Source organism: Rhodococcus sp. IEGM 1341, assembly GCF_030056895.1.
In the GTDB taxonomy this organism is placed as follows: Bacteria; Actinomycetota; Actinomycetes; order Mycobacteriales; family Mycobacteriaceae; genus Rhodococcoides.
Genome location: NZ_JASHKV010000007.1, coordinates 101,068 through 119,322, shown reverse-complemented (window position 1 = coordinate 119,322; position 18,255 = coordinate 101,068). Strand labels below are relative to the sequence as shown.

At 64.6% G+C, this 18,255-nt stretch carries 17 protein-coding genes; 15 read left to right on the top strand and 2 right to left on the bottom strand.

All coding sequences use genetic code 11. From position 1 onward, the window contains the following. Nucleotides 1-357: 357 nt before the first annotated feature. Nucleotides 358-762, bottom strand: a complete 405-nt coding sequence (locus tag QM615_RS16510) for an ASCH domain-containing protein (protein WP_269595334.1) — start codon at nucleotides 760-762, stop codon at nucleotides 358-360. A gap of 67 nt (nucleotides 763-829) precedes the next feature. After that, the gene (locus QM615_RS16505; protein ID WP_283347686.1) at nucleotides 830-1,837 is read right to left on the bottom strand and encodes an endonuclease/exonuclease/phosphatase family protein; all 1,008 of its coding nucleotides are present in this window, start codon (nucleotides 1,835-1,837) and stop codon (nucleotides 830-832) included. A gap of 100 nt (nucleotides 1,838-1,937) precedes the next feature. Between QM615_RS16505 and QM615_RS16500 the strand changes: the two genes are divergently transcribed. From QM615_RS16500 to fusA, 15 genes are all read left to right on the top strand, one after another. Continuing rightward, nucleotides 1,938-2,765 (top strand): TIGR03084 family metal-binding protein, encoded by an 828-nt coding sequence (locus QM615_RS16500; RefSeq protein ID WP_283347675.1) that lies wholly within the window; start codon nucleotides 1,938-1,940, stop codon nucleotides 2,763-2,765. After that, entirely contained in the window at nucleotides 2,762-4,456 is a 1,695-nt protein-coding gene (locus QM615_RS16495) for an acyclic terpene utilization AtuA family protein (RefSeq protein ID WP_283347674.1), read from the top strand. Before QM615_RS16500 ends, QM615_RS16495 begins: the two co-directional genes overlap by 4 nt. Then, nucleotides 4,453-5,601, top strand: coding sequence for an acyl-CoA dehydrogenase family protein (locus tag QM615_RS16490; protein WP_269595331.1), 1,149 nt, complete (start codon nucleotides 4,453-4,455; stop codon nucleotides 5,599-5,601). The genes QM615_RS16495 and QM615_RS16490 overlap by 4 nt, the downstream gene beginning before the upstream one ends. Then, entirely contained in the window at nucleotides 5,598-7,196 is a 1,599-nt protein-coding gene (locus QM615_RS16485) for an acyl-CoA carboxylase subunit beta (protein WP_094670945.1), read from the top strand. The genes QM615_RS16490 and QM615_RS16485 overlap by 4 nt, the downstream gene beginning before the upstream one ends. Before the next feature lie 4 nt (nucleotides 7,197-7,200). Further along, nucleotides 7,201-9,207, top strand: coding sequence for an acetyl/propionyl/methylcrotonyl-CoA carboxylase subunit alpha (locus QM615_RS16480; protein WP_283347673.1), 2,007 nt, complete (start codon nucleotides 7,201-7,203; stop codon nucleotides 9,205-9,207). Beyond that, a complete protein-coding gene (locus QM615_RS16475) occupies nucleotides 9,204-10,364 on the top strand; it encodes an acyl-CoA dehydrogenase family protein (RefSeq protein ID WP_283347672.1) in 1,161 nt (386 codons plus the stop codon). Before QM615_RS16480 ends, QM615_RS16475 begins: the two co-directional genes overlap by 4 nt. After that, the gene (locus tag QM615_RS16470; RefSeq protein WP_283347671.1) at nucleotides 10,364-11,116 is read left to right on the top strand and encodes an enoyl-CoA hydratase family protein; all 753 of its coding nucleotides are present in this window, start codon (nucleotides 10,364-10,366) and stop codon (nucleotides 11,114-11,116) included. Before QM615_RS16475 ends, QM615_RS16470 begins: the two co-directional genes overlap by 1 nt. Before the next feature lie 38 nt (nucleotides 11,117-11,154). Further along, nucleotides 11,155-11,778, top strand: a complete 624-nt coding sequence (locus QM615_RS16465; RefSeq protein ID WP_094641518.1) for a TetR/AcrR family transcriptional regulator — start codon at nucleotides 11,155-11,157, stop codon at nucleotides 11,776-11,778. Between the two features lie 61 nt (nucleotides 11,779-11,839). Beyond that, complete coding sequence (locus QM615_RS16460; RefSeq protein WP_283347685.1) at nucleotides 11,840-13,246, top strand: guanine deaminase; 1,407 nt, start codon at nucleotides 11,840-11,842, stop codon at nucleotides 13,244-13,246. Between the two features lie 42 nt (nucleotides 13,247-13,288). Next, nucleotides 13,289-13,816, top strand: a complete 528-nt coding sequence (locus QM615_RS16455; RefSeq protein ID WP_149407535.1) for a hypothetical protein — start codon at nucleotides 13,289-13,291, stop codon at nucleotides 13,814-13,816. A gap of 21 nt (nucleotides 13,817-13,837) precedes the next feature. Then, on the top strand, nucleotides 13,838-14,338 hold the full coding sequence (locus tag QM615_RS16450) for a DUF3558 domain-containing protein (RefSeq protein WP_373454795.1): 501 nt from the start codon (nucleotides 13,838-13,840) through the stop codon (nucleotides 14,336-14,338). Beyond that, nucleotides 14,335-14,862, top strand: coding sequence for a DUF3558 domain-containing protein (locus QM615_RS16445; protein ID WP_149407536.1), 528 nt, complete (start codon nucleotides 14,335-14,337; stop codon nucleotides 14,860-14,862). The genes QM615_RS16450 and QM615_RS16445 overlap by 4 nt, the downstream gene beginning before the upstream one ends. Nucleotides 14,863-15,156: 294 nt before the next feature. Next, nucleotides 15,157-15,531, top strand: coding sequence for a 30S ribosomal protein S12 (gene rpsL, locus QM615_RS16440; RefSeq protein ID WP_008714048.1), 375 nt, complete (start codon nucleotides 15,157-15,159; stop codon nucleotides 15,529-15,531). 1 nt (nucleotide 15,532) lies between these two features. Beyond that, entirely contained in the window at nucleotides 15,533-16,003 is a 471-nt protein-coding gene (rpsG, locus tag QM615_RS16435; protein ID WP_003941856.1) for a 30S ribosomal protein S7, read from the top strand. A gap of 95 nt (nucleotides 16,004-16,098) precedes the next feature. Continuing rightward, on the top strand, nucleotides 16,099-18,201 hold the full coding sequence (gene fusA / locus QM615_RS16430) for an elongation factor G (RefSeq protein WP_037191357.1): 2,103 nt from the start codon (nucleotides 16,099-16,101) through the stop codon (nucleotides 18,199-18,201). Nucleotides 18,202-18,255: the final 54 nt, after the last annotated feature.

The window sequence follows — 18,255 nt, the reverse complement described above, 5'->3', positions numbered from 1 at the left end:
AACGTACGTTCGATGGTACGGCGCAGTACGAAGTTCGTCAACCCCAATTCTGTTGTGCCGAGGAAGGATTGATCGAAACGGCCTATACACCCAGCCGCCGACAATTTTATTCGACTCCGACGCCGCGTAAGGCTCCAGGATGATCACGAGCCAGAACTACCCCGCCTTCGAGGTGAGCCCGGTATCGATTCCCGGAACTGATGCCGTCGCACCCGAGCTCCTGTGCGGCCTGTAGGGCATGCCGATGTTCGTCACCGTCCCCCCGCGAATCTCGCTGAATCGACCGAAATTCCGAACCCGAGCTCTCGGTTTCTTCGACCTCTTCGCGCTGGCCAGTGGCATCGATCCCCACCCAACTCACTCCGGAACGAGTATGAATCGCTCCAACACCACTCGAGTGTCGTCGTCGACGGTGAAATCGGGATCACCCAGTTCCGCGCGAACCTCGGTGGAGTGCCAGAATCTTTCGTGCCCGGCTCGCCAGTGTGCCACGTCGATGTATCCCTCACCCTCGTCGAGGGCATGTTGGAGCGAAACATTCTTCAGCGCAACGATATCGACACCCGTGGTTTCGATGACTCCCACCACGACTCCGGCCGAATCCACCACCGCGCCGCGTTCACCGACCCTCGGAAGCTCCTCTTCGGTGTACTGAATCAACAGGCTCGCTGTGCTGGTCTTCTCACCGGACAGCACAGCCGCAACATGTCTGTCCCGCAGCGGTCCTGGGTACGCGAATTCGACAATCGGTAGATCGGTCACTCGCACATCATATTTCGAGGTCGACCCACACCAGCCGGTGGTCCGACGGGTGCTCGGTGCCCGAGGGTCAGTGGACGGCGGAGTCGATCACCGTCAGATCGTCCGACGGCAGCACGTAGTCGACGCGCAGGTCGCCGGGCGTAGGGTCGGCGAAATCGGCTGTGTCCGTGCCATGTTCGGCCGACATGGGTGCCGGATCCTGCACCCGCGGAAGGTCGAGAACCTGCGCGATGGCACCGGCCACCGAATCTCCGTCGACCGGATCGCTGTTCTGATCGCCCAGCATGACGAACGATGCGCCGTCCTCCAGCCCGCCGCGCACACCGTTGTCGTCGTACAGGTAGTCCGCACCCGAGATGTAATCGGCACTGAGCCTTATCTCGTCGTGGTTGCGCTTGCCGTTGCGGTCTTCGGGCCCGTCGAAGGACGGGGGAGTGGGGTGGGACGCCAACACATGTAGCGTCTTCCCGTTCACGTCGATCGGCACGTCCCAATGGGCCTTGCTGGACAGTCGAAGCGCGTGGGACACCTCTCCGTAGTAGTCGCGCGGTAGCAGCGAATCCGGCATGTCCTTCCACAGGAAGTTCTGGAACGTACGTACCGAATCGGTCGCGATCGGAAACTTCGAGTACACGACCATCCCGTACTGACCGGGAAACTGCCCGAATCCCCAGGCATCGCCCGGGCCGCCCAGCTTGCCGTCTTGGTCCAGGTCGAGGCCCGAGTCGACGCCCGTGTTGACCGGCGCAGTGAAGAAATACGGGTACTGCCCCTCGAGATAGTTGTCGTTGAACAATGTCACCGCGTCCTGGCCCGAGTAATCGAACTCGTTGACCAGCAACACATCCGGTGAGTTCGCTGCGATCACATCGGCGACCGCGCGGGCCTGGACGTCCTCTCCACTCAGGTCCGTCACCAGCTGCCCGGCCACCGGCCGATTGAGGCTGGCATTGAACGTCGCCACCCGAATGCTCGACGGTTCGTCGGGGGCCGGGTCCGTGGCGGTTGGATTCACAGAGGAACAACCGGCGGCCATGACGGCGAGGGTAACGGTGACGGCCACGAGTCTCGACATTCTCACGTTCGTCACCGTAGGGATGGCAAGCGAACACGAGGTTACGAATTAACAAGCAGGCGTGCTTGCTTTTTTCAAGACCTCCTGTGAAGCTGGGCCCATGGCAGACCTCGACTCTCTCGTCGACGACCTACGCGCCGAGGGCAACGACCTCGATGCACTCGTGGCCGAGTTGACCCCCGAACAATGGGCGGCACCGACACCGGCCGCGGGGTGGACCGTCGCGCACCAGATTGCGCACCTCTCCTGGACCGATCACGTCGCGGAGCGGACCACGTCCGGAGCATCCGGCGATGTCGAGGCCAAGGAGGAGTTCGCTCTCACTCTGAAGAAGGCATGGGAGAACCCCACCGGCTTCGTCGACGAGGCGGCCGAGGAGGAATCGCGTGATCCCGAACTACTGAGCACCTGGCGTACTCGACGCCGTGCCATGAACGAAGCGCTCACACAGGTTCCGGCGGGGGCCAAGATCGACTGGTTCGGACCCCCGATGAGTGCGGCGTCCATGGCCACGGCGCGTCTGATGGAGACCTGGGCGCACGGTCAGGATGTCGCCGACGCGGTGGGCGTCACCCGCGTCGCCACCGACCGAATCCGCGGCGTCGCACACATAGGCGTCCGCACAAGGGATTTCGCCTACGCGATCAACCAGCAGACGCCTCCCGCCGAACCTTTCCGCATCGAGCTCACCGCACCGTCGGGAGAGCTCTGGATCTGGGGACCCGAGAACGCCACCCAACGAGTGAGCGGTCCGGCACTCGACTTCTGCCTTCTCGTCACTCAGCGTGCCCACCGAGACGACCTCGCCGTTCACGCCGAGGGAACCGACGCCGCGCACTGGCTCACCATCGCCCAAGCCTTCGCAGGCCCTCCCGGAGCAGGACGAGACAGGGCCGGACGGACACAGTCAGGACGAGAGCAAGCATGACCGTACGGATCGGCAACTGTTCGGGCTTCTATGGAGACCGCCTCTCCGCCATGCGAGAGATGCTCGAGGGCGGCGAACTCGATTACCTCACCGGCGATTACCTCGCCGAGCTGACGATGCTCATTCTCGGCCGCGATCGGATGAAGGATGCGACCCGTGGCTACGCCAAAACCTTTCTGCGGCAGGCAGAGGACTGCCTGGGGCTGGCGTTGGACAAGGGTGTCAAGATCGTCGCCAACGCCGGTGGCCTCAACCCCCGAGGCCTGGCCGAGGTACTGGAAAAATTGGACTCCGGCGCGAAGATCGCCTACGTCGACGGAGACGACCTCCTCGGCCGAGCCGCCGAACTCGGCCTCGGCAACCCGCTGACCGCAAATGCCTACCTCGGCGCGTGGGGCATCGTCGAATGCCTGAACTCCGGTGCCGACGTCGTGGTCACCGGGCGCGTCACCGACGCCAGCGTGATCGTCGGACCGGCTGCAGCCCACTTCGGTTGGGCACCCACCGATTACGACGCGTTGGCCGGGGCCGTGATCGCCGGACATGTCATCGAATGCGGAACGCAGGCGACGGGTGGCAACTATTCGTTCTTCACCGAAATCGCAGACATGTCCCGTCCCGGATTCCCCATCGCCGAGATCGAGTCCGACGGTTCGTCCGTCATCACCAAGCACGAGGGCACCGGTGGTGCCGTCAGCGTCGGCACCGTCACCGCTCAGTTGCTGTACGAGATCACCGGCGGGCGGTACGCGAACCCCGACGTCACCGCGCGCATCGATTCGGCGATCCTGACGCAGGAGTCGAGTGATCGGGTGTCCATCACCGGCGTGACCGGCGAAGCACCGCCGCCCACCTACAAGGTCTCGCTCAACGCACTCGGCGGGTTCCGCAACGAGTTCACGATGGTGCTCACCGGCCTCGATATCGAAGCCAAAGCAGCACTGGCACAACGGCAATTCGAGTCCTGGCTTCCGGCTCGCCCCACCGAGCTCGACTGGACTCTGGTGCGCACCGACAAGCCCGACGCCGAGACCGAGGAGACGGCCAGCGCCCTGCTGCGCTGTGTTGCCCGGGACAGCAACCCCGATGCCGTCGGACGTCAGTTCTCCGCCGTAGCAGTCGAGCTGGCACTGGCCAGCTATCCCGGATTCTCGGTCACCGCCCCACCCGGCAACGGTGCGCCCTACGGAGTGTTCACCGCAGGCTTCGTCGACGCAGCCGAGGTGACCCACGTCGCGCACCTGGCCGATGGCGTCGAGTCCACCATCGCTCCGTCGACCGAGACGCAGGTACTGGAGCCCGTGGAAGAACCGGTGCTGCCTGCACCCAGAGCAGCCGAAGCGACCATTCGCCTTCCACTCGGAACCATCGCAGCGGCTCGAAGCGGCGACAAGGGCGGCAACGCCAACGTCGGAGTCTGGGTCCGCACCGACGACGAATTCTCCTGGCTGGTGCACGCATTGACGATCGAAGCTCTGAAACAGATGCTGCCCGAGGCCGAGCCGCTCATCGTCACGCGTCACGTACTGCCCAATCTGCGGGCCGTGAACTTCGTCATCGAGGGCATCCTCGGCCAAGGCGTCGCCTCGCAGGCCAGGTTCGATCCACAGGCCAAGGGGCTCGGTGAATGGCTGCGGTCGCGGCACATCGACATCCCCGAAACACTCGCGTACAAGGGAGCACTCGAATGAGTATCTGGACGACGCCGGAGCGTCAGCAGCTGCGCAAGACCGTCCGCAGTTTCGTGGAGCAGGACATCGCGCCGCACATGAATCAGTGGGAGACCGACGGCGAGATTCCGCGTGAGCTGCACAAGAAGGCAGCGGCTCTCGGACTGATCGGAGCAGGCTTTCCCGAGGAGGTCGGCGGCGATGGTGGAGATCTGGCCGACGCCGTCGTGATCTGTGAGGAGATGCACCAGGCCGGTGCGTCGGGCGGACTGTTCGCATCGCTGTTCACCAGTGGAATTGCGTTGCCGCACTTGGTGGCTGCGGGCGACGCCGACCAGATCGAGAAGTGGGTGCGGCCCACGCTGGCGGGGGAGAAGATCGGCTCGCTCGCCATCACCGAACCGGGTGGCGGTTCCGACGTCGGGCACCTCAGGACGAAGGCCGTCAAGGACGGCGATCACTACGTCGTCAACGGCTCGAAGACGTACATCACCTCGGGGTGCCGAGCAGATTTCATCGTCACCGCGGTGCGCACCGGAGGCGAGGGCGCAGCGGGCGTCTCGCTGCTCGTCATCGAGAAGGGCACGCCAGGGTTCGAGGTCACCAGCAAGCTCGACAAGATGGGCTGGCGTGCATCCGATACCGCGGAGCTGTCTTTCGTCGACGCCCGCGTACCGGTCGCCAATCTCGTCGGTGCCGAGAACAGCGGCTTCGCGCAGATCGCGCAGGCGTTTCTCACCGAGCGCATCGCCCTCGCCGCGCAGGCCTACGCCAGCGCGCAACGGTGCCTCGATCTGACGCTGCAGTGGGTCCGTGATCGGGAGACCTTCGGAAAGCCGCTCATCGCACGGCAATCCGTACAGAACACCGTCACCGAGATGGCCCGCAAGATCGACATCGCCCGCGTCTACACCCGCAGTATCGCCGAACGGTCCATGCTGGAGGACAGCGACTTCATCGCAGAAGTCTGCTTCGCCAAGAACACCGCCGTCGAGTCCGGAGAGTGGGTCGCCAATCAAGCCGTGCAGCTCTTCGGCGGGCTCGGCTACATGCGCGAGAGCGAGGTCGAGCGGCAGTACCGCGACATGCGCATCCTCGGCATCGGCGGCGGGACGACCGAGATCCTCACCGGGCTGGCTGCAAAACGATTGGGGTACCAGGCATGAGCGTGCTCAAGTCCACCCTCGACACCGCATCGGAGCAGTACGCGGGGAGCGTCGAGGCCATGAACACCAAACTCGGCGAGATCGAGGCCGAGCACTCGAAGGCTCTGCTCGGCGGCGGTCAGAAGTACGTCGAGCGACACAAGAAGCGTGGCAAGCTTCTTGCCCGCGAACGCATCGAACTGCTGATCGACGAGGACTCGGCCTTCCTCGAACTGTGCCCACTCGCGGCCTGGGGCAGCGACTTTCCCGTCGGAGCCAGCACCGTCATGGGTATCGGCGTGGTGTGCGGCGTCGAATGCCTCATCGTCGCCAACGATCCGACGGTCCGCGGCGGGGCGAGCAACCCGTGGACGCTGAAGAAGGGGTTCCGCGGCAACGACATCGCCACGCAGAACCGGCTTCCGGTCATCTCCTTGGTCGAGTCCGGTGGAGCCGATCTACCGACGCAGAAGGAGGTGTTCATCCCCGGCGGTCGCATGTTCCGTGATCTGACACAGCTCTCCGCGGCGGGCATCCCCACGATCGCCCTGGTGTTCGGTAATTCCACCGCGGGCGGCGCCTACATCCCCGGCATGTCCGATCACGTCGTCATGGTCAAGGAACGCTCCAAGGTCTTCCTCGCCGGACCACCGTTGGTCAAGATGGCGACCGGCGAGGACTCGGACGACGAGTCGCTCGGCGGTGCCGAGATGCACGCCCGAAAGTCCGGACTCGCAGACTACTTCGCCGTCGACGAGCAGGACGCCATCCGCATCGGGCGCAGCATCGTTTCCCGTTTGAACTGGAAGAAGAAGGGCCCCGAGCCGCGCGCCGAGGTCATCGAGCCGTTGGCCGACCCCGAGGACCTGCTCGGCATCGTCCCCACGGATCTGAAGATCCCGTTCGACCCACGCGAGGTCATCGCCCGCATCGTCGACGGTTCCGATTTCGACGAGTTCAAGCCCATGTACGGCGGTTCGCTCGTCACCGGCTGGGCCGAGCTGCACGGATATCCGATCGGCATTCTCGCCAATGCCCGCGGTGTGCTGTTCAGCGAGGAATCGCAGAAGGCGACGCAGTTCATTCAGCTCGCCAATCGGTCCAACACCCCACTTCTGTTCCTGCACAACACCACCGGCTACATGGTCGGCAAGGAATACGAGGAGGGCGGCATGATCAAACACGGTTCGATGATGATCAACGCCGTGTCCAACTCGAAAGTGCCGCACATCTCGATCCTGCTCGGTGCCTCCTACGGTGCCGGCCACTACGGCATGTGCGGACGCGCCTTCGATCCGCGATTCCTCTTCGCCTGGCCGTCCAGCAAATCCGCTGTCATGGGCGGCGCGCAGCTCGCCGGTGTCATCTCCATCGTCGGACGCGCCGCCGCCGAAGCTCGCGGACAAGCCTTCGATGCCGAAGCAGATGCCGGAATGCGCGCGATGATCGAAGGCCAGATCGAGGCCGAGTCGATGCCGATGTTCCTCTCCGGACGCCTCTACGACGACGGCGTCATCGACCCCCGTGATACCCGCACGGTGGTGGGAATGTGCCTGTCGGCCATCGCCACCGCCCCGATCGAAGGCACCGCCAACTTCGGTGTCTTCCGGATGTGACGCCATGACTGTAGCCTCCGTCCTCGTAGCCAACCGCGGCGAAATCGCCCGACGCGTCTTCACCACCTGTCGCGCCGAAGGCATCGACACTGTCGCGGTGTTCTCCGACGCCGACGCGAACTCCCCGCACGTGCGCGAGGCCGATTCGGCAGTGCGGCTACCCGGAAACAGTTCGGCCGAGACGTACCTGCGCGGCGAGCTCGTCATCGCCGCAGCGGCGGCCGCCGGAGCCGACGCCGTGCATCCGGGATACGGATTCCTCTCCGAGAACGCAGATTTCGCACAACAGGTGCAGAACGCCGGCCTGACGTGGATCGGGCCGCCCGTCAAGGCCATCGAATTGATGGGCTCGAAGGTCGAGTCCAAGAAGATGATGGCCGACGCCGGCGTGCCGGTGCTGACCCAGCTCGATCCCGAGTCGGTCACCGAGAACGAGCTTCCGGTACTGATCAAGGCGTCCGCAGGTGGCGGTGGGCGCGGCATGCGCATCGTTCGCAACCTCGAGAACCTGGATTCCGAGCTCGAAGCCGCTGGACGCGAGGCACTCTCGGCGTTCGGTGACGGAACGGTGTTCGTCGAGCGGTACATCGAAACCGGTCGGCACATCGAAGTGCAGGTCATGGCCGACAGATTCGGCACGGTGTGGACGGTGGGCGAGCGCGAGTGCTCGATCCAACGCAGACATCAGAAGGTCGTCGAGGAGGCACCGTCGCCGCTCGTCGAACGCATCGACGGCATGCGCGAGAAGCTCTTCCATGCGGCGACGCTGGCCACCGAGGCCATCGGCTACGAGGGTGCGGGCACCGTCGAATTCCTCGCCGACGAGAAGGGCAACTTCTTCTTCCTCGAGATGAACACCCGTCTGCAGGTCGAGCACCCGGTCACCGAATGCACGACGGGACTCGACCTGGTGGCGCTGCAGATCAGGGTCGCCGCGGGGGAGCGGTTGCCCGCCGAGCAGCCCGAGACACGTGGACACTCCATCGAAGTTCGTCTCTACGCGGAGGATCCGGCCCAGGACTGGCAGCCGCAGAGCGGTGCCGTGCATCGGTTCGAGATTCCCGGTGCGCAGTTCGAGGTGCTGGAGAAGGCGAGCAGGAGTGGAGCCCGCGGAACGACCCGGGGATACATCAGGGTCGATTCCGGCGTCGAGACCGGCAGTGTGGTGGGAACTCATTACGACCCGATGCTCGCGAAGGTCATCTCGTTCGCGCCGACGCGGGATCAGGCTGCGAATCTACTGGCGAAAGCGTTGCACAAGGCCACCGTTCACGGCCTGAAGACCAACCGCGATCTACTGGTCAACATCCTGCGGCATCCGGCGTTCCGGGCCGGGGATACCGACACGGCTTTCTTCGACACGCACGGGCTAGAGGTACTGGCTCAGCCGATCGCACACGGCCGCGCCGAGGAACTCTCGGCTCTCGCGGCTGCCTTGGCCGACGCAGCGAACAACACCGCGCAGGCGCGAGTGAACCGGGGGCTGCCCGGCGGCTGGCGCAATCTCCGGTCCCAACCGCAGCGCAAGACGTACAACGACATCACCGTCGAATACTCGATCGGACGCAGCGGACTCACCTCCTCGGTGGAGGGCGTCGAACTGATTGAGCACACACCGACGCGGGTGACGCTCGACGACAATGGAATTCGTCGTATCTTCCAGGTGAGCAGCTACGGTTCGGACGTCTTCGTCGATTCCGCGCTCGGTCCGGTCAGGTTGATCAAGGCCCCGCGGTTCACCGACCCCACCGACGAGGTCGCGGCCGGTTCGCTGCTCGCCCCGATGCCCGGCAGTGTCATCAGAATCGCTGCAGCGCAGGGCGATACCGTCACCGCCGGTCAGCCGATCCTGTGGCTGGAGGCGATGAAGATGGAACACACGGTCACCGCGCCTGCGGACGGTGTGCTCACCGAATTGAACGTAGTGGAAGGCCAGCAAGTCGAAGTCGGCGCAGTTCTCGCCGTTGTCACCGAAGAAGCCGTCACCGAAGAGGGAGTGGAGCAATCATGAGTTTCATCGAAACCGAAGAGCAGAAGGGCCTGCGCAACGCAGTCTCGTCACTCGGCAAGCGCTACAACTACATCGACTACGTCCTGCCGAAGGCGCGCAAGGGTGAGCCGCTGACCGAACTGTGGAACGAGGCGGGCAAGCTCGGCTTCCTCGGCGTCAACCTGCCCGAGGAGTACGGCGGCGGTGGCGCGGGCATCTACGAACTCGCGCTCGTGCAGGAGGAGTTGGCCGCGCACGGTGCCGGTCTGCTCTTGGTCGTCGTCAGCCCGGCCATCTGCGGCACCATCATCGGCAAGTACGGCACGGCCGATCAGAAGCAGGAGTGGCTCACCGCCCTCGCCGACGGGTCCAAGATCATGGTCTTCGGCATCACCGAACCCGACGCCGGCTCCAATTCGCACCAGATCACCACCACGGCGCGTCGCGACGGTGACGAGTGGATTCTCAAGGGCAACAAGATCTACATCTCCGGTGTCGATCAGGCCGATGCGGTTTTGATCGTCGCACGCACCGAGGATTCGAAGACCGGCAAGCTCAAGCCGGCGCTGTTCATCGTGCCCACGGACGCTCCGGGTCTGCAGAAGACGCAGATGGAGATGGACATCGTCGAGCCCGATCATCAGTTCGTGCTGTTCCTCGACGACGTCAGGCTCCCCGCCGAAGCGCTCGTCGGAGAGGCCGACGCCGCCCTGATGCAGCTGTTCGCCGGCCTGAACCCCGAGCGCATTCTCGGTGCCGCGATGGCCGTCGGGATGGGTCGCTACGCCATCGACGCCGCCGTGAAGTACGCCAACGAGCGAACGGTCTGGAAGGCACCGATCGGAGCGCATCAGGGTCTCGCGCACCCGTTGGCGCAGTGCAAGATCGAGCTCGAGCTCGCGAAGCTGATGATGCAGAAGGCAGCGGTGCTCTACGACTCCGGCGACGACTTCGGTGCGGCCGAGGCGGCGAACATGGCCAAGTACGCTGCCGCCGAGGCCAGTATCAAGGCGCTCGATCAGGCGATCCAGACTCACGGTGGTGCCGGCTTGAGCAGCGAGTACGGCCTGGCTGCGATGCTCGGGGCGGCTCGCATCGCCCGCGTCGCACCGGTGAGTCGGGAGATGATCCTGAACTTCGTGAGCCAGCACTCGCTCGGACTGCCGAGAAGCTACTGATGGCCGTTCTCGTCGAGTCGGGCAAGGACACAGCGTATTTGACGTTGGATTCGCCGGAGAACCGGAATGCGCTGTCCTCGGTGATGGTCGAGGAGCTGACAGCGGGACTCACCGCTGCGGCGCTCGACGACGATGTCAGAACGATCGTGCTCGGTCACACCGGCACCACGTTCTGTGCCGGAGCAGACCTCCGCGAAGCCGGGGCATCACCGGAACTTCGCACCCGGCAGATGCTGGATCTGATGCGGCTGATCATCGACACCCCGAAACCCGTCGTCGTGAAGATCGACGGACATGTGCGGGCAGGCGGGATGGGGCTCGTCGCGGCCTGCGACGTCGCGGTCGCCGGACCCGAGAGCTCGTTCGCGTTGACGGAGGTTCGGCTGGGCCTGGCCGCGTCGGTCATCTCGGTGGCCGTGTTGCCGCGGCTGACGTCTCGCGCGGCGAGTCGCTATTTCCTCACCGGGGAGACGTTCGACGGGGCGACGGCCGAGGCGATCGGTCTGGTCACCGTGGCCGACGCCATCCCCGCAGCCGTGGTGGCCGACTACATGATCGTGTTCAGGAAGTGTTCGCCGCAGGGCCTGGCCGAGTCGAAGCGCCTCACCACGGCCGCGATCAGGCGCGAGATGGACGAGCGTGGGACGGCCGTCGCCGAGCAATCGGCCAGGTTGTTTGCATCCGACGAGGCCCGAGAGGGGATGATGTCCTTTCTGGAGAAGAGGCCCCCGTCCTGGGCGGCCGAGAAGTAGAGCGGCCGAGAAGTCGGGTCGGGAGTATGGCGATGGTGATGGCGCGCGAACCCAAGCAGGACCGCAGCCGGGTGACGCGTCAGCGACTGCTCGAGGCGACGATCGATTCACTCGCCGAGCAGGGCTGGGTGGCAACGACGGTCGGGGTGGTCGCCGAACGTGCAGGCGTCTCCCGCGGCGCGACCCAGCATCATTTCCCGACGCGTGAGGACCTGATCACCGGAGCGCTCGAGTACATGTTCGACACCCGGATGGACAGCGCTCGCCGCGAGGCCCAGGAGATTCCGGCGGGCCCCGGCCGGACGACACTGGTGGTGGAGCGGCTCGTCGAGTACTACACCGGGCCGATGTTCAAAGCGGCACTGCAGGTCTGGACCGCGGCCTCGGCCGACCCCGAGTTGCGCGATCGGATCGTTCCTCTCGAAGAACGGTTCGGTCGTCGGGCCCACAAGATGGCCGTCGAGAACCTCGGGGTCGACGACAACGATCCCGTCACCCACCGTCTCGTTCAGGCAACCCTCGACCTCGCCCGCGGTCTGGGTCTGGCCGATGTTCTGACCGACGACGCACGACGACGTGCCGAGGTCGTGCGCTCGTGGGCAGAGGTGTTGGATGCGTCGTTGAACGCGCGGCTGTCCGCCGCGGGAGCGGTAGCGCAGTAGAGAGCCGCACGATCTGCAGTTCCGATCGACGTGTGCTTGAGTCTGGCGGGTGACTTCCGAAATCGCACGCGTGCACCGCGGCCATATCTTTCACGTCGCCGGCTCGCCCACGGTGCTCGACGCCGCCGCCGCGCTGGTGTCGATTCCCGACGGTGCCCTCGTGGTCGGCGACGACGGCAAGATCGAGTTCTGTGGTGAGTTCGATTCGCTGCCAACCGAATTCGCGCAGCATACGGTTGCCGACCATCGGCCCGCATTCCTGCTGCCGGGATTCGTCGACACCCACATTCACTTCCCGCAGACCTACGCCGGAGATTCCTACGGCGGCGGGCAACTGCTCGAGTGGCTGAACACGTGCATCTTCCCGTCCGAGTCCCGCTTCGCCGATCCCGAGTTCGCTGCCGCTGCGGCCAGAGACTTCTGCGCCGCGCGGATCCGGGCCGGAACCACGCAGGCAATGGTGTTCGGATCGGCGTTCCCGCATGCGCAGGATTCGCTGTTCGCCGAAACACTCGAGCACGGGCTACGCATCGTCAGCGGCCGAGGGGTCCAGACCACCGGCCCGGCGTCGGCGCAGGCATTGATCACCGGTGAGGACGAGGCCATCCGACTGGTGTCCGAGGAGATCGAGAAGTGGCACGCCGCCGACACCGGCGATGTCGACACGGCGATGCTGCACGTGGCCGTCGTACCGCGGTTCTCGCTCTCGGTGACGACGCAGACGCTGAAGAACCTCGGCGAGCTCTACGATTCCGTGCGCGCCCGAGGCGTCTACTTCCACACACACCTGAACGAGAACAACCGGCCGGGGACCGGCGAGATCGACGCCACCAAGAACGCCTACGGGGTGGAGACGTACCTCGACACCTACGACGGCAAGTTTCTGCCGGGCTCGCAGGTCGGTGGGAAGAGCTTTCTGGGCCCGCGCACCGTCCTGGCCCACGCGGTGCACTGTCAGGACGTCGAACTCGCGCGAATGGCAGAGACCGGCACGTCCATCGCGCACTGTCCCACCTCGCAGCAGTTCCTGGGCTCGGGCACGATGCCGTGGAAGCGAACCGTCGCCGCGGGGGTGAACATCGCCATCGGATCGGACTTCGGCGGCGGTGACGAGTGGCTGTTGCCGCAGGTCCTCGCCGACGCGTTCAAGGTGCACATCTCCGAGGCCGGTGACGCCGGACTGTCCCTGCATCCCGCCGAGCTGCTGTTCACCGGAACCCTCGCCGGGGCACGAGCGCTGGACATGGAGAGCCGAATCGGCAACTTCGACGCGGGCAAGGAAGCCGACTTCGTAGTGGTCGATCCGTCCGCATGGCCGCAGCTCGCGGCGGCGATCGACCACGGCGTCCGCGCCGACGATGCCGAGCTCGCCCGAGACCAGACCCTGTTCGCGCTGCTGATGTCGATGCGCGAGCCCGCGATCGTCGGCGTCCACGTCCAGGGCCGGAAGCTCGCCGCTTCGCGGTAACGTATGGCGACTCGCTTCCAAAGGATCAGGAGACACACAGGTATGGCTCGTCGGACTCGATTCGGTCTCCTCGCAGCCGCATTCGCGGCTGTGGGCACCATGGCCCTCGCGCCGGTCGCACAGGCGCAACCGCCTGCCGATGCGCCGCCTGCACCCGCCGAGAACGCGCCTGCACCCCCGCCCGGACCGGTTCCCGTCCCCGTTCTGCAGATTCCCAATCTCGGAGTCACCGTCGGCGGACTCATCGTTCCGGATCAGTGGATCGGCACGATCGAGGCCGCCGGTACCGAGACGCCGGGATTGACCCACATCTGGGGCCGTGCCGCCGATCCGCGGATCTGCACGTCGTACCAGAACTTCGCCAGCCTGCAGGTCGACTTCGTCAACATCGCCAACGGACGCACGGGGTCGGTCAACGCACCGATCTGCCGGCAGGGAAACGGCGTGTTCGAGCCCGCGGGGCCGGTCGTCGCCGATACCGGCAGCGGGCCGGTCCTGTTCACCGCGCACGTTCTTGCCTCCGGAATCGTGTTCGACATTCCCGGCGTCGGCGGATTCTCGGCTCCGTAGCAGATGACGAGACGGTTCGCGATGGTCGTGACGGCAACAGCCGTGCTGATCGCCGGGTGCGGCGGTGCGGAGGACGACGCTGCATCGACGCAAGAGACTGCTCCGACGACCACGGTGTACGAGCCGGGTCCCTTCTTCGGTGAATGCGGATCGATCACCGACGCCGAGGTGCAGTCCGCGTTCGGAGCGGGCCCGTTCGCGCAGATCACCCGTAATTCCGTCGGGTGCCAGTGGGAGACCACAGGGTTCGGCGGACCGGGCGTCAGCTTCTCCTGGTACCGCGGCAGCCCTATCGGACGCGAGCGCGCCGGTTCCGAGCTGATCGGCCGTCCGGCGAAAGACATCGAGATCGACGGCAACCCGGGGTTCGAGGCCGAGCAGGACACTCTGTGCGAAATAGGCGTGCAGTTCGGCGACGACTTCTTCCACTGGTCGATCACGTACTCCCTCGGACCGGCCGCGCGCCCGCCGTGCGACGTCGGAAACGAACTCGCGACTCTGACCGTGGAGCGCAAGCAATGACGCGCAGACGAGTGGTCGCGGCGGCGTCGACCCTGTTACTCGTCGCCGGGTGCGCCCAGACCGTCGAGGGAACTGCGAGACCGGCGAGCTTCGCAGGCTCCGGTGGCCAAGAATTCACCGAATTGTTGACCGAGTGCGATGCCGTCTCCGACGACCAGATCGCCGAGACCACCGGAGCCGACGCCATCGAACGCGGCTTCTTCGGGGCCATCTGTCGGTGGGATCTCGTCGGCTCCGCGGGCACGGTGAAGGTGACGTTCAACTGGTTCGAATCCGGCACTCTGGCCGCCGAGCGGGCCGCCGAGGAAAAGATGATGTACACCGTCACCGACACAACGGTGCAGGGCCGCAAGGCAATCCAGGCTCAGCGTCCGAACGATCCCGATTCGTGCGGAGTCTCGGCCGGGGCGGATCGGGACGGCATCTTCGGGTGGTGGGTGCAATACCAGCCCGGTGCCGCCCACCCCGATCCGTGCCAGGCCGCGGCGAAGCTGGCCGACCTCACACTCAACCTGAGCAGATAGGTTGCGTATCAGGGCGAAGGGTGTTTTGACCCGAGGCCGCGCCGCCGGGTATCGTTATGGGTCGTGTCCGGCCCGGCCGGACCGTTTGTGTGCCTATGCGAGGTACAGCCGTGCGCACGTTCGCTCTGAGAGCGCGCAACCGGCTGGACGTGTGGGGGTATGCGACACACCCGACCGCGGGGTGCAAGAGACCCGCGGTAGCAGTACTGGAGCAGCAGCAGTACCGGGTGAGGAGCAGTGTTCTCTTGCTCCAACTGCTAGATCCCTGTTTATCGACACGAAGAAAGCCGGTTCATGCCAACGATCAACCAGCTGGTCCGTAAGGGACGCACCGACAAGGTCGCGAAACTGAAGACCGCTGCCCTCAAGGGCAGTCCACAGCGCCGTGGCGTGTGCACTCGCGTGTACACCACCACCCCCAAGAAGCCGAACTCCGCGCTCCGTAAGGTCGCGCGTGTTCGCCTGACCTCCTCGGTCGAGGTCACCGCATACATCCCCGGTGAGGGTCACAACCTGCAGGAGCACTCGATGGTGCTCGTTCGCGGTGGTCGTGTGAAGGACCTCCCGGGTGTGCGTTACAAGATCATCCGCGGCTCGCTCGACACCCAGGGTGTCAAGAACCGCAAGCAGGCTCGTAGCCGCTACGGAGCCAAGAAGGAGAAGAGCTGATATGCCACGCAAGGGCCCAGCACCCAAGCGGCCGCTGATCAACGACCCGGTCTACGGATCGCCGTTGGTCACGCAGCTCGTCAACAAGATTCTCCTCGACGGCAAGAAGTCGACCGCAGAGCGCATCGTCTACCAGGCGCTCGAGCAGGCTCGCGAGAAGACCGGCACCGACCCCGTCGTCACGCTCAAGCGTGCACTCGACAACGTCAAGCCGGCCCTCGAGGTTCGCAGCCGTCGCGTCGGTGGTGCCACCTACCAGGTGCCCGTCGAGGTTCGTCCCGGCCGCTCCACCACGCTGGCACTGCGCTGGCTGGTCACGTTCTCGCGCGCTCGTCGTGAGAAGACCATGGTCGAGCGTCTGGCGAACGAGTTGCTCGACGCCAGCAACGGCCTCGGTGCCGCTGTGAAGCGTCGCGAGGACACTCACAAGATGGCCGAAGCCAACAAGGCGTTCGCTCACTACCGCTGGTGATCTCCTCGCTCGGGCGGTATTCGGAACTATCCGATACCGCCGGAGCGTTGATCAGCTCAGGCAATACCTCTTCCAACACCAAGGCGGGTTAACTCGTGGCACAGGACGTGCTGACCGACCTACTCAAGGTCCGCAACATCGGCATCATGGCCCACATCGATGCCGGCAAGACCACCACTACCGAACGCATCCTCTTCTACACCGGTATCTCCTACAAGATCGGTGAAGTTCACGATGGCGCAGCCACCATGGACTGGATGGAGCAGGAGCAGGAGCGTGGCATCACGATCACCTCTGCTGCCACGACGTGCTTCTGGAACGACAACCAGATCAACATCATCGACACCCCCGGTCACGTCGACTTCACCGTCGAGGTGGAGCGCTCGCTCCGCGTCCTCGACGGCGCTGTCGCAGTGTTCGACGGCAAAGAAGGTGTCGAGCCGCAGTCCGAGCAGGTCTGGCGTCAGGCCGACAAGTACGACGTGCCGCGCATCTGCTTCGTCAACAAGATGGACAAGCTCGGCGCGGACTTCTACTACACCGTGCAGACCATCATCGATCGTCTCGGTGCCAAGCCGCTGGTCATCCAGCTGCCCATCGGCGCAGAGAACGATTTCGAGGGCGTCATCGACCTCGTTCAGATGAAGGCTCTCGTGTGGAGTGGCGAGACCAAGCTCGGCGAGAAGTACGAGATCCAGGAGATCCCGGAAAACCTCAAGGAGCGCGCGGACGAGTACCGCACCATGCTGCTCGAGACCGTGGCCGAGTCCGACGAAGCGCTTCTGGAGAAGCACTTCGGCGGCGAAGAGCTCACGATCGACGAGATCAAGGGCGCCATCCGCAAGATGACGGTCAACAGCGAGCTGTACCCGATCCTGTGTGGATCCGCGTTCAAGAACAAGGGCGTCCAGCCCATGCTCGACGCGGTCATCGACTACCTCCCGTCTCCCCTCGACGTTGCCGAGACCATCGGACACGCCGTCGGCGACGAGGAGAAGGAGATCACTCGCAAGCCGTCCGCAGACGAGCCGTTCGCGGCTCTCGCGTTCAAGATCGCGACTCACCCCTTCTTCGGCAAGCTGACCTACGTCCGGGTGTACTCGGGCAAGGTCGACTCCGGCGCTCAGGTCATCAACTCGACCAAGGGCAAGAAGGAGCGTCTGGGCAAGCTGTTCCAGATGCACTCCAACAAGGAGAACGCGATCGCGACCGCATCTGCCGGTCACATCTACGCGGTCATCGGCCTCAAGGACACCACGACGGGTGACACGCTCTGCGATCCGCAGAACCAGATCATCCTCGAGTCCATGAGCTTCCCGGACCCGGTCATCCAGGTCTCGATCGAGCCGAAGACCAAGTCCGACCAGGAGAAGCTGGGAACAGCAATCCAGAAGCTCGCCGAAGAGGATCCCACCTTCTCGGTGAAGCTGGACGAGGACACCGGCCAGACCGTCATCGGCGGCATGGGCGAGCTGCACCTCGACATCCTCGTCGACCGTATGCGTCGCGAGTTCAAGGTCGAGGCCAACGTCGGCAAGCCGCAGGTCGCGTACCGCGAGACCATCCGCAAGACGGTCGAGAAGCACGACTACACCCACAAGAAGCAGACCGGTGGCTCCGGCCAGTTCGCGAAGGTCATCATCAAGCTCGAGCCTTTCGAGGGCGAAGACGGTGCGACCTACGAATTCGAGAACAAGGTCTCCGGTGGTCGTGTGCCCAGGGAGTACATCCCCTCGGTCGACGCCGGTGCGCAGGACGCCATGCAGTACGGTGTCCTCGCCGGATACCCCCTGGTCAACGTCAAGGTCACACTGCTCGACGGTGCGTACCACGACGTCGACTCGTCGGAAATGGCCTTCAAGGTCGCCGGCTCACAAGCGTTCAAGGAAGCCGCCCGCAAGGCCAGCCCCGTCATTCTCGAACCCGTCATGGCCGTCGAGGTCATCACGCCCGAGGATTACATGGGTGAGGTCATCGGCGACCTGAACTCCCGCCGTGGTCAGATTCAGGCCATGGAGGAGCGCAGCGGTGCCCGTATCGTCAAGGCACTGGTTCCGCTGTCGGAGATGTTCGGCTACATCGGAGACCTTCGGTCGAAGACACAGGGCCGCGCTAACTACTCCATGGTCTTCGATTCGTACGCAGAAGTTCCCGCGAACGTAGCGAAGGAAATCATCGCGAAGGTCAACGGAGAGTAATTCTCTTCGTTTGCTGGACCACGCTCGACCTGTAATAAGTAAGAACACATACGC

What these genes read in the sequence shown, in the direction of transcription:
- QM615_RS16490 (WP_269595331.1), top strand. Translation starts at nt 4,453, where the DNA reads ATGAGTATCTGGACGACGCCGGAGCGTCAGCAGCTGCGCAAGACCGTC.
- QM615_RS16485 (WP_094670945.1), top strand. Translation starts at nt 5,598, where the DNA reads ATGAGCGTGCTCAAGTCCACCCTCGACACCGCATCGGAGCAGTACGCG.
- QM615_RS16445 (WP_149407536.1), top strand. Translation starts at nt 14,335, where the DNA reads ATGACGCGCAGACGAGTGGTCGCGGCGGCGTCGACCCTGTTACTCGTC.
- QM615_RS16500 (WP_283347675.1), top strand. Translation starts at nt 1,938, where the DNA reads ATGGCAGACCTCGACTCTCTCGTCGACGACCTACGCGCCGAGGGCAAC.
- QM615_RS16480 (WP_283347673.1), top strand. Translation starts at nt 7,201, where the DNA reads ATGACTGTAGCCTCCGTCCTCGTAGCCAACCGCGGCGAAATCGCCCGA.
- rpsL (WP_008714048.1), top strand. Translation starts at nt 15,157, where the DNA reads ATGCCAACGATCAACCAGCTGGTCCGTAAGGGACGCACCGACAAGGTC.
- rpsG (WP_003941856.1), top strand. Translation starts at nt 15,533, where the DNA reads ATGCCACGCAAGGGCCCAGCACCCAAGCGGCCGCTGATCAACGACCCG.
- QM615_RS16505 (WP_283347686.1), bottom strand. Translation starts at nt 1,837, where the DNA reads ATGTCGAGACTCGTGGCCGTCACCGTTACCCTCGCCGTCATGGCCGCC.
- QM615_RS16475 (WP_283347672.1), top strand. Translation starts at nt 9,204, where the DNA reads ATGAGTTTCATCGAAACCGAAGAGCAGAAGGGCCTGCGCAACGCAGTC.
- QM615_RS16455 (WP_149407535.1), top strand. Translation starts at nt 13,289, where the DNA reads ATGGCTCGTCGGACTCGATTCGGTCTCCTCGCAGCCGCATTCGCGGCT.
- QM615_RS16450 (WP_373454795.1), top strand. Translation starts at nt 13,838, where the DNA reads ATGGTCGTGACGGCAACAGCCGTGCTGATCGCCGGGTGCGGCGGTGCG.
- QM615_RS16470 (WP_283347671.1), top strand. Translation starts at nt 10,364, where the DNA reads ATGGCCGTTCTCGTCGAGTCGGGCAAGGACACAGCGTATTTGACGTTG.
- QM615_RS16465 (WP_094641518.1), top strand. Translation starts at nt 11,155, where the DNA reads ATGGCGCGCGAACCCAAGCAGGACCGCAGCCGGGTGACGCGTCAGCGA.
- QM615_RS16495 (WP_283347674.1), top strand. Translation starts at nt 2,762, where the DNA reads ATGACCGTACGGATCGGCAACTGTTCGGGCTTCTATGGAGACCGCCTC.